At 55.6% G+C, this 9,533-nt stretch carries 10 protein-coding genes; 4 read left to right on the top strand and 6 right to left on the bottom strand.

Annotated elements, in window-relative coordinates; translation table 11 throughout:
* Positions 1-1,176: type I glutamate--ammonia ligase (gene glnA, locus VN114_RS00450; RefSeq protein ID WP_325510877.1), on the bottom strand; the 1,176-nt coding region annotated here is incomplete at its 3' end.
* A gap of 441 nt (positions 1,177-1,617) precedes the next feature.
* On the opposite strand from glnA, the gene nhaA reads away from it, so the two are divergent.
* Both nhaA and VN114_RS00440 read left to right on the top strand, forming a co-directional pair.
* Positions 1,618-2,979, top strand: a complete 1,362-nt coding sequence (gene nhaA / locus VN114_RS00445) for a Na+/H+ antiporter NhaA (RefSeq protein ID WP_325510875.1) — start codon at positions 1,618-1,620, stop codon at positions 2,977-2,979.
* An 87-nt stretch (positions 2,980-3,066) separates the two neighbouring features.
* Positions 3,067-3,531: a rhodanese-like domain-containing protein gene (locus VN114_RS00440; RefSeq protein ID WP_325510873.1), complete on the top strand. Its 465-nt coding sequence runs from the start codon at positions 3,067-3,069 to the stop codon at positions 3,529-3,531.
* A gap of 13 nt (positions 3,532-3,544) precedes the next feature.
* Here the strand turns inward: VN114_RS00440 and VN114_RS00435 are convergent, their stop codons facing one another.
* From VN114_RS00435 to VN114_RS00415, 5 genes are all read right to left on the bottom strand, one after another.
* Positions 3,545-4,897 carry a TAXI family TRAP transporter solute-binding subunit gene (locus VN114_RS00435; RefSeq protein ID WP_325510871.1) on the bottom strand — a complete coding sequence of 451 codons (1,353 nt, stop codon included), beginning with the start codon at positions 4,895-4,897 and terminating at the stop codon, positions 3,545-3,547.
* Positions 4,898-5,070: 173 nt separating this feature from the next.
* A complete protein-coding gene (locus VN114_RS00430; RefSeq protein ID WP_325510869.1) occupies positions 5,071-6,756 on the bottom strand; it encodes a peptide chain release factor 3 in 1,686 nt (561 codons plus the stop codon).
* A 123-nt stretch (positions 6,757-6,879) separates the two neighbouring features.
* The gene (locus VN114_RS00425) at positions 6,880-7,089 is read right to left on the bottom strand and encodes a DUF1289 domain-containing protein (RefSeq protein WP_325510868.1); all 210 of its coding nucleotides are present in this window, start codon (positions 7,087-7,089) and stop codon (positions 6,880-6,882) included.
* A gap of 71 nt (positions 7,090-7,160) precedes the next feature.
* Positions 7,161-7,574 (bottom strand): flagellar basal body-associated FliL family protein, encoded by a 414-nt coding sequence (locus tag VN114_RS00420; RefSeq protein ID WP_325510867.1) that lies wholly within the window; start codon positions 7,572-7,574, stop codon positions 7,161-7,163.
* Between the two features lie 112 nt (positions 7,575-7,686).
* On the bottom strand, positions 7,687-8,181 hold the full coding sequence (locus tag VN114_RS00415) for a LapA family protein (RefSeq protein ID WP_325510865.1): 495 nt from the start codon (positions 8,179-8,181) through the stop codon (positions 7,687-7,689).
* A 135-nt stretch (positions 8,182-8,316) separates the two neighbouring features.
* Here VN114_RS00415 and VN114_RS00410 point away from each other — a divergent pair, with 135 nt between their 5' ends.
* Positions 8,317-8,475, top strand: coding sequence for a DUF3309 domain-containing protein (locus VN114_RS00410; RefSeq protein WP_325510863.1), 159 nt, complete (start codon positions 8,317-8,319; stop codon positions 8,473-8,475).
* A 209-nt stretch (positions 8,476-8,684) separates the two neighbouring features.
* The gene (locus tag VN114_RS00405) at positions 8,685-9,500 is read left to right on the top strand and encodes a phosphate/phosphite/phosphonate ABC transporter substrate-binding protein (protein WP_325510861.1); all 816 of its coding nucleotides are present in this window, start codon (positions 8,685-8,687) and stop codon (positions 9,498-9,500) included.
* Positions 9,501-9,533 lie beyond the last annotated feature (33 nt).

The raw sequence follows: 9,533 nt of genomic DNA, 5'->3' as shown, positions 1-9,533 counted from the left end.
GCCTGGATGAATCTTGTTCTGCACGCCGTCCAGACCTGCCATCAGCAACGCTGCGAAGCACAGGTACGGGTTCGCCAGAGGATCCGGGAAACGCGCTTCGACGCGACGGCCTTTTGGATTCGACACGTGAGGGATACGGATCGAAGCCGAACGGTTGCGTGCCGAATAAGCCAGCTTGACCGGTGCTTCGTAACCTGGAACCAGACGCTTGTACGAGTTGGTACCTGGGTTGGTGATCGCGTTCAGTGCCTTGGCGTGCTTGATGATGCCGCCGATGTAGTACAGCGCGAAGTCCGACAGTCCGGCATAGCCGTCGCCTGCGAACAGGTTCTTGCCGTCTTTCCAGACCGATTGGTGAACGTGCATGCCCGAACCGTTGTCGCCAACGATCGGCTTCGGCATGAAGGTTGCCGTTTTACCGTAGGTGTGTGCAACATTCCACACGACGTATTTCAGGTTCTGGGTCCAGTCGGCGCGCTCAACCAGCGTCGAGAACTTGGTGCCCAGTTCGTTCTGGCCGGCGCCAGCGACTTCGTGGTGATGCACTTCAACAGGAATGCCCATTGATTCGAGAATCAGCGACATTTCCGAACGCATGTCCTGGAAGCTGTCGACTGGTGGAACCGGGAAGTAGCCGCCTTTTACTGCAGGACGATGGCCGGTATTGCCGCCTTCGATCTTTTCGCCGGTGCTCCACGATGCTTCTTCGGAATCGATCTTGACGAAGCAGCCGTCCATGCCGATTTTCCAGCGGACGCCGTCGAAAATGAAGAATTCTGGCTCAGGACCGAAGTAGGCGGTGTCGCCCAGGCCGGAGGATTTCAGATAGGCTTCTGCACGCTTGGCGATCGAACGCGGATCGCGGTCGTAACCTTTGCCGTCGGATGGTTCGATGACGTCGCATTGCATGAACAGCGTGGTTTCTTCCATGAACGGATCGATGTTCGCGGTATTCGGATCCGGCATCAACAGCATGTCGGAGGCTTCGATACCTTTCCAGCCGGCGATCGACGAACCGTCGAATGCATGACCGGATTCAAACTTGTCCATGTCGAAATGCGAAACCGGCACGGTGACGTGCTGTTCTTTGCCTCGTGTGTCAGCAAAGCGAAAATCAACGAATTTGACTTCGTTGTCTTTCACCATCTTCAAGACCTCTGCGGCCGTCCTTGCCATGCGAATCTCCTAAAATGAGCAACGTAATACAGAATTAATTGGGGTTGTGATCCGTGCTGAGGCTTGCGTCAAACAGCATGTCCATAACTCGCCCGGAATGATAGCAGATTCCATGCCACGAACTTTGCAGGAATTACCGGATTCGCACTGCTGCAGGGCACGCTCGGGAAATGCACTTTTACTGCCGCTTTACCTATTTTCCGACTCTTCTTTCCTTTGCCATTAAACGCACAATTAAGGTGCATTAATGTGTTAACGCACCAAACAAATGCAATTTCGTTTGGACTATCTCTACACTCCCTTTTTTGGTGCGCATGCTTCTTAACAGCTTTGTTGAACTGGAAAGACAAGTTGCTCATGTAAAATGTGTAATGGGTGTATGTCGCATATCGCGGCAAACAGGTAATGCGTCGGTCGGGCCGCCACGCGGAGAATCTGCTCATGAATCCGAAACAGCCTCAAAGCGCCAATTCCCTGCCGCGCGCACAACTTCTCGCCGAGCGCGCCTTTGCCACGCTTGAACGTTTTCTGCACATTGAAGCGTTCAGCGGCGTCGTGTTACTCGCCGCTGCCGCCATCGCCTTGATCTGGGCGAATTCGCCGGCTGCAGACAGCTACCATCATTTGTGGCACACGAACCTGTCGTTCTCCGTCGGTAACTGGACCGTATCGCAATCGCTGCATTTCCTCATCAATGACGCGTTGATGACCATCTTTTTCCTTGTGGTTGGCATGGAAATCCGTCGGGAGATTCATGAAGGCGCCCTCGCCAGCATGCGACTGGCCGCACTACCGCTTTCTGCCGCATTGGGTGGCGTCGTTGTACCGGCATTGATATATCTCGCCATGAATCACGCCGGTATTCAGGCGCATGGCTGGGCCGTGCCGACTGCGACCGATATCGCTTTTGCAGTAGGTGTGCTCGCATTGCTGGGCCGCTCGATTCCTTCCAATGTCCGGATTTTTCTGCTGGCACTGGCCATCATCGATGACATCGTTGCCGTGCTGATCATCGCCATTTTCTATTCCGGCGGACTGAGCTACGACGGCTTCATCATTGCTGCAATCGGCATCCTGATCGTACTTGGCATGCAATGGATCGGTATCGGATCGGCGTATGCCTATGTTCTTCCGGGCGCCATCCTGTGGATTGGCTTGTTGAAAACAGGCGCGCATCCGACGCTCGCGGGTGTCGTTCTTGGACTCATGACGCCTGTCATTCCGACACGAATGCATGGACGGCCGCTCGATGTCGCTGCCAACGCCGTCAAGGATCTGTGGTCACGCGCGGAAGAAACAAAATTCGATCCGCATCATCTGGCCGAGCCGCTCAAGCAACTGCGACAGGCGCAACGTAACCTGCTGCCACCGGTCAGCCGCGTGCAAATGGCACTACACCCATGGGTGGCCTTCGGCATCATGCCGCTGTTCGCGCTTGCCAACGCGGGGGTTTCGTTAAACGGCATCGACCTTTCTGCCAGTGGATCGACAACGATCATGATCGGCGTGCTGGCCGCGCTGGTCATCGGCAAGCCGATCGGCGTGATCGGATTAAGCTGGATCGTCGTGCGTCTCGGATGGTGTGTGCTCCCGCCCGGCGTTACATGGTGTGGCGTGAGCCTGGTGGGACTGCTTGCCGGCATCGGGTTCACGATGTCGATTTTCATCGCAACACTCGCGTTCTCCGATCCGAACATGCTGAACGCGGCCAAGCTCGGTGTGCTGCTGGCATCGCTCTGTGCAGCCTTGCTGGGCCTGGCCTGGGGATTTTTCTATGCAAAAAATCTGCGTGTGAAAAAATAACCCCAGCGGCATCATGAATCATTTATCCGCAGACGAAGGATTTGCCATCGCGATTCGTTTTCTGCATCAAACAGAAAGCCATACGACATGAATACGCCATCGACCATTCTTTCCACCGCACGTACGCGGGGTCAAAACGATCAACTTCCGTACGCAGGCGCAGTAACGCCGAAGGAAGCGCTTGATCTGCTGCTCTCGGATTCCAGGGTCAAGCTTGTCGACGTCCGCACGAATGCCGAACGCGACTGGGTCGGCCGTGTCGATATTCCTGCGGCTCAGCATGCCGCCGTGCAGTGGAATCTGTATCCGGGCGGCACGCCGAATCCGAACTTTCTGCCGGAATTGGCGCAGGTGGCAAACAAGGATGACATCATCCTGTTCCTGTGCCGTGGTGCTGTACGTTCACGTCATGCAGCCAAGCTGGCGACCGAACACGGTTATGCCAACTGCTTCGACGTGCTTGAAGGATTCGAGGGTGAGAAAGACGCAGCCGGTCACCGCAAAAACGTCAACGGTTGGTGCAAGGCCGGCCTGCCGTGGCTGGGCGCCTGATCGGTTCGAACAGTCAGACCATCGCCGGCTTTTCCTGACTTAACCAGAGGATGCGCTTGCGTACCAGATTGATACTGATGCGCAAGCGATACAACTCGTCGGCGAACGAGAGCGGAATCGAAATGTGATTCACCTTGTCATCCAGCTCCTCCAGCCTGCGTAATTGCGCCGGATAAACTTCTTTTCGTTTGTCCGGCGCCACTTCCTCGATGGCCTGTTCCACCGTCCGCAATTCTCCATACCAGCGATAGATGCGCGAACGAACCTTCCACACATACAGCGGAGGAACCACGCGCGACAGCGGAATCAGCAATGCGCCCAACGCAACGATCACGATCCACATCCGTTCGAAAAAGTTGGCAACCCAGAACGGCAGATACCTCTGCAGGAACGGCGTTCCATCGCGATAAAACTTGACTGCTGCAGGCACTACCGGAATATCGGTCGCAGCCGCATTCGGAAATTCTCCCCGCTTGCGGAACCAGCCAGCCGTGCCATGAATATTCACCGCTGCCTGGGCGAACAGATTGACCAGCGCCGGATGCAAATCTTCACGCGCCAAAAGTGTGGTCGTCAGCGCAATCAGATGAATATCGCGCGGCGGCTGATCGCGACCGAGATTGATAAGGCCGCGCGGCAACGTGACCTGGGACAGATAGGGGAAACGACGCGTATAGGCCTCCGCCTGGGAGAAATCGAAAAGATCCACCGCAGGAGCCCGCAGCAGCTTCTGGATGACGGAGCTGTTCGGTGCCGAACTGAAAACCGCCGCATCGATTTTCCCTTCCAGCAAGGCATCTGCTGCCGGTTTGTCATCCAGCGTGCTTAGATGCACTGCGCTGTCTTTCAGTCCGTTGGCCGCCAGCAGATCGCGCAGCAGTTTGGGAATCCCGCTGCCTTCGGCACCCACATTCACGCGCAAACCTTTTAGTTGTGTCAGGCGATTGATATCGAGATTCGCACGATAGAAGAGCCAGATCGGTTCGTTAAACAGTGTGCCGAGCGAAACCAGTCCGTATTTTTCTGCATCGCCCTGTTCCATGGAACTGCTTTGGACGAAAGCAACGTCGACATCGGTGTCCTCGTCTTTCAGGCGTTGCAGATTTTCCAGCGCGCCTTGCGAAGGTCGCAGCGTTACCTTGATGCCGTATTTATCAAGCGTCTCCGCATATCGCTTGCCAAAGGACGCGTAAGCACTGTTCTCCTGTCCCGTGGAAATCGTGACCTGCGACGGTGGAAAAGGATTGATCAGCTTATAAGCGAAATATCCGGCAGCGACGATCAGCACCGCCATCGGGGCGATCATGATCAACAGATCGCGCAACGAGAAACTGGTAAAGCGGGTGAACTTGAATTTCTTCGGCATGCCGGTCTCCATGAAAATCCGACTGCAACACTGTCAGCGAATGATGATTCGCATGATGTTGTATGGATGGAATGAATGTCAATGCAATGCGTCGACTCCCGTCTTCAAGGCCATGGAAGAAGCGGGAACCGACGCAGATCGATGTAAAAGCGGACGAGAAAATCAGCGCAGAGTCAGCCCAACCTGGCCGCGTGTTCACGTGTTTCGTGGAAAGTGACACCGGGCCAGCGTTCCTGTGTCAGTCGCAGGTTGACGCCCGAACTGGCGAGATACGCAAGATTGCCCGCCGCGTCATGTGCGAGGTTATGACCTGCCGACGACTTTTCGAAATCAGCCAGCATCTTCTTGTCGTCGCAGGAAATCCAGCGTGCGCTGCTGATGCTGGTGCCTTCGAATACGGCATCGACGCCGTACTCGTTCAGCAAACGACTGGCGACCACTTCAAACTGCAACACGCCGACACCGCCCAGCACCAGATCGCTGCTGTTGACCGGCTTGAAGACCTGAATCGCGCCCTCTTCGCCGAGCTGCTGCAACCCCTTGTGCAACTGCTTGATCTTCAGCGGATTGCGAATGCGCACAGAGCGGAAAAAGTCCGGCGCGAAATACGGAATGCCGGTGAACTGCAGCAATTCGCCTTCGGAAAAACTGTCGCCGATCTGCATGTTGCCGTGATTCGGCAAGCCGATGATGTCGCCGGCGTAGGCCTCTTCGACCTGTTCGCGGCTCGACGCCATGAACGTCACGACGCTGGACACCTTGATCTCGCGATTCAGGCGCAGATGCTTGACCTTCATACCGCGTTCGAAACGACCCGAACATACGCGCAGGAACGCGATGCGATCGCGATGCGCCGGATCCATATTGGCCTGAATCTTGAACACGAATCCCGAGAATGGCATCTCGGTCGGTTGTACTGCACGCACGGTCGCATCGCGCTCGCGCGGCGGTTGTGCCCAGTCGAGCAGCGCGTTCAAGATTTCGCGCACGCCGAAGTTGTTGATTGCCGAACCGAAAAACACCGGCGTGCGTTTGCCGGACAGGAAGGCGTCGAGTTCAAATGGATGTGACGCGCCGTGCACCAGTTCGACTTCCATCTTCAATTGTTCGATTTCGAGCGGGAACATTTCCGCCAGGCGTGGATTGTCGATGCCCTTGATGACTTCGAACGACTGATCGGCTTTTTCATTACCCGGCGCGAACAGCATGATTTCGTCGCGCAACAGGTGATACACGCCACGGAAATTCTTGCCCATGCCGATCGGCCAGGTGACTGGCGCGCATTCGATCTTCAGCACCGACTCCAGTTCGTCCAGCAGCTCCAGCGGATCGCGCGTTTCGCGATCGAGCTTGTTCATGAACGTGATAATCGGCGTGTTGCGCATGCGGCAAACGTTCAGCAATTTGATCGTCTGTTCCTCGACGCCTTTTGCGGCGTCGATCACCATCAGTGCGGAATCGACGGCGGTCAGCACGCGATACGTATCTTCGGAAAAATCCTGGTGACCCGGCGTGTCGAGCAGATTGATCACATGATCACGGTATTCGAACTGCATGACCGAGCTGGCGACGGAAATGCCGCGCTGCTTTTCGATCTCCATCCAGTCGGATGTGGCGTGACGCCCGCTCTTGCGGCCTTTGACGGTCCCGGCGAGCTGAATCGCGCCCGAGAACAACAGCAGTTTTTCCGTCAGCGTGGTTTTACCCGCATCCGGGTGGGAAATGATGCCGAAGGTGCGACGGCGCGCAACTTCCTTTTCGATCAGATCGGACGAAACAGTACGCGATGGCGACGCGGTCTCGACATTGTCGGCGTCGAGTGCAGAGTCGGATGTTGGAGATTCGGGCGTGACGGACATGGAATAGCCCTGGGGAAAAAGGCCACAAGTCTACCGATTCTTGGCCCTGAAGTCTAATCGGCGCCCCGCCCAGTCAGGCGGAAACAACGCCGCAGAATATGACAACTGCCGACGCGACGGCCGTCAGCGCCTGACCAGCCCGGCCGCTTCCAGCCGCGCCCAGACGGCGGCTTTTTCCTCGTCGGTATAGATAATCCAGTTGAGCACTTCATCCCATGTACGGCCACACCCCTTGCACACTTCATCCCCGTGCGATGTCGAGCAGTAACCGGCACAAGGGGAATCAGGACGAAGGGAGTTGCGGGAATGATCGGCGGGATTGTCTTTACTCATCTGAAGCGGCGTTCGCGATTGCGGTACCGACATTGTAATGCCTGTGCCGAGCCGCCGCCCGCGAACCGAGATCAGTTCCCCTGGACGACGAAATCGGTCAGCAGGATTTCCTGGACATTTTGTGTGCCAAGCGAGGCATTGACGGCATCCCGCAACATTCCCTGCACATAAGTCACCCCCTCGGGCGCACGCACACGTACCGGATCAGCGGAAGCCAAAGCCGCTTGCAGGGCAACGTTGACCGCTTTCTGGTTCTTTTCAATCCAGGAAGTATCTTCGTTGCGCGTCTGCACGGCAACCGACGCGCGAATCGAAAACTCGGAACCGCGAGCGACGATCGGGCCGAAAGCCGAGTAGGCAAGATAAGACGCCGTGCGCTGTTTGTAATCGAAATACATCCACATCATGACGACGCAGATGATCGCGCAGACGATCACGACCAATATGTAAGCGGCGAAATTATCGGATTGCTTGACCCGTGGCATGGCGAGCATCTAAAGGAAACGTGACTCGCCAGTTTAACCGATGCAATTTTTTCGTTAAAATTTATTTCCATATGGAAACTAATTTGCAACGTAACAATTTAACAATTCGCCGTCATCTCTTTTCCACCGCGACTTTTCCGTCGCGCTCCAGTCTGTCTTCCACCTCGCCGATATAGGCTGCCAGCGAGTTGCCGGACTGGTTGACGGCCGCCAGGATCTCAGTATCGAGTCGATCCATGCGCGCCAGCAAGGCTGTACGCGTTTCGCCATCCTGTCGGACCACAGCTTGCATTTCCAGCTCGATGAAACGACGCAACTCGGTAAAACGTGACGCCTCTGCCTGATCTGCCAACTCGCGATTTGCCTGCAACTCTTTCGCGTGGCGACGCGCTTCCAGCAATATGGACGATTGCAGATAGACAATAAAAACGAGGAATAAAGCGGTTAGCAAGGCTGTCAATCCCAGCATTACCAGCCCAAGCGGCGCTTGGACGGTCGTCACGCCCAGCCACAATGGCGTTGGCGTATTGAAAGCTTCCCAATTCAACGCTGCCAGGCCGCCGATGGCACCCAGAACAATCACAAACAGCAAGGTACGAATTTGCATGATCCTCTCCTCATTTTATTAACAATGTTTTCAACCATTGTGCAGGTAACGGTCTGCATCGAGTGTTCGGGACCGTACAGATGGCGACGACACAGACTCCTATTCTTGAACCACGACAATTGACAAGGAGACACCATGACTCTCGGCACCCTGCTTCTCATCCTTCTGGTCCTGATCCTGATCGGCGCCTTGCCAAGCTGGGGTTACAGTCGCAATTGGGGCTACGCGCCAAGCGGCATTACCGGCCTGCTGGTTGTCATCCTGCTGATCATGGTCTTGACCGGCAGAATCTAGTTATTTAATCGTCCGCTATCTAGAGCCGACAACCGCACCCTCCCCAGACCGATGCCGTGGCTTTGTTGCCGCGAAATCGGTCTTCTTTTATGGAAGAAACGGAACGGGCAAAAAGCTGACAGGCGGCAAGAAAATCTCTTTTGAAGAACGTGATTAATGTAACATTCACTCCATAAGTAATTACCCTAAAAAAATACTTGGAGCGACTCATGAAATTAATCCGGTCTTTCTTGGCAATGGCAATCCTGACTGGCGGAATCGGTTCCGTCGCGGCGCAGGATCTGGTGCTGGCTGTCAACGAAGGTGTCACCTACCAAGACGGCGGCCCTGCGAGCGAACGTTACAAACCGTTGCTGCAGTTGCTGTCCAAGGAACTGAAGCAGAACGTCAAGGTGCAAAGCGTCGACAAGTATGCGGTGCTGGAAAAAGGCCTGGCGGAGGGCAAATACGACCTCGCTTTCATCCATCCCGCCCATGTCGGTCTGCTGGCCGTGAAGAAAGATGGCTACGAAGGACTGGTCACTGCCAAGGGATACACCGATTACCGTGCGCGCGTGATGGTCTCCAAGGCTTCACCTCTGAAGTCGATGCAGGATCTGCGCGGCAAGAAGATCGGCGTACCTTCCGTCGAGTCGATCACCACCACGATGTTTACCGCAAACCTGCATGAACTCGGCTTCCAGCAACCGGAAAAAGCCTATACCGCTACCCGTTATCAGGACGCCGTGCCGTTCATGATCGATAACGGTTTTGTCGATGCCGGCGTCACCGGTTCGGCTGGCGTGGCAAAAGACTGGGTTGCCAAGGGTGGCCGCATTCTGGCGGAGACAAAACCCGTCCCAATAAAGCAATTCATCATCTCGAAAAAACTGAGCGAAGCCGATCGTGAAAAAGTCCGCAACCTGCTGCTCGGCCTTTCCGATAACGATGCCGGCAAGACGGCATTGCAGAAAATCGGCATGACCGGCTTCGTGCCATGGAACGCCAATGTAATGAACGACGCAACGGCCCGCCTCGGCCTGTAATCGCCTTCCGTCGCCCAATTCAGGCCGCACGGC

Origin of the sequence: Oxalicibacterium sp. (genome assembly GCF_035565035.1) — a bacterium.
Classification (GTDB): domain Bacteria; phylum Pseudomonadota; class Gammaproteobacteria; order Burkholderiales; family Burkholderiaceae_D; genus Oxalicibacterium.
Note: the sequence above shows the minus strand (reverse complement) of the source record. Positions and strands in the feature narration are given on the sequence as shown.

What these genes read in the sequence shown, in the direction of transcription:
- VN114_RS00405 (WP_325510861.1), top strand. Translation starts at nt 8,685, where the DNA reads ATGAAATTAATCCGGTCTTTCTTGGCAATGGCAATCCTGACTGGCGGA.
- nhaA (WP_325510875.1), top strand. Translation starts at nt 1,618, where the DNA reads ATGAATCCGAAACAGCCTCAAAGCGCCAATTCCCTGCCGCGCGCACAA.
- VN114_RS00420 (WP_325510867.1), bottom strand. Translation starts at nt 7,574, where the DNA reads ATGCCACGGGTCAAGCAATCCGATAATTTCGCCGCTTACATATTGGTC.
- VN114_RS00425 (WP_325510868.1), bottom strand. Translation starts at nt 7,089, where the DNA reads ATGAGTAAAGACAATCCCGCCGATCATTCCCGCAACTCCCTTCGTCCT.
- VN114_RS00410 (WP_325510863.1), top strand. Translation starts at nt 8,317, where the DNA reads ATGACTCTCGGCACCCTGCTTCTCATCCTTCTGGTCCTGATCCTGATC.
- VN114_RS00435 (WP_325510871.1), bottom strand. Translation starts at nt 4,897, where the DNA reads ATGCCGAAGAAATTCAAGTTCACCCGCTTTACCAGTTTCTCGTTGCGC.
- VN114_RS00415 (WP_325510865.1), bottom strand. Translation starts at nt 8,181, where the DNA reads ATGCAAATTCGTACCTTGCTGTTTGTGATTGTTCTGGGTGCCATCGGC.
- VN114_RS00430 (WP_325510869.1), bottom strand. Translation starts at nt 6,756, where the DNA reads ATGTCCGTCACGCCCGAATCTCCAACATCCGACTCTGCACTCGACGCC.
- VN114_RS00440 (WP_325510873.1), top strand. Translation starts at nt 3,067, where the DNA reads ATGAATACGCCATCGACCATTCTTTCCACCGCACGTACGCGGGGTCAA.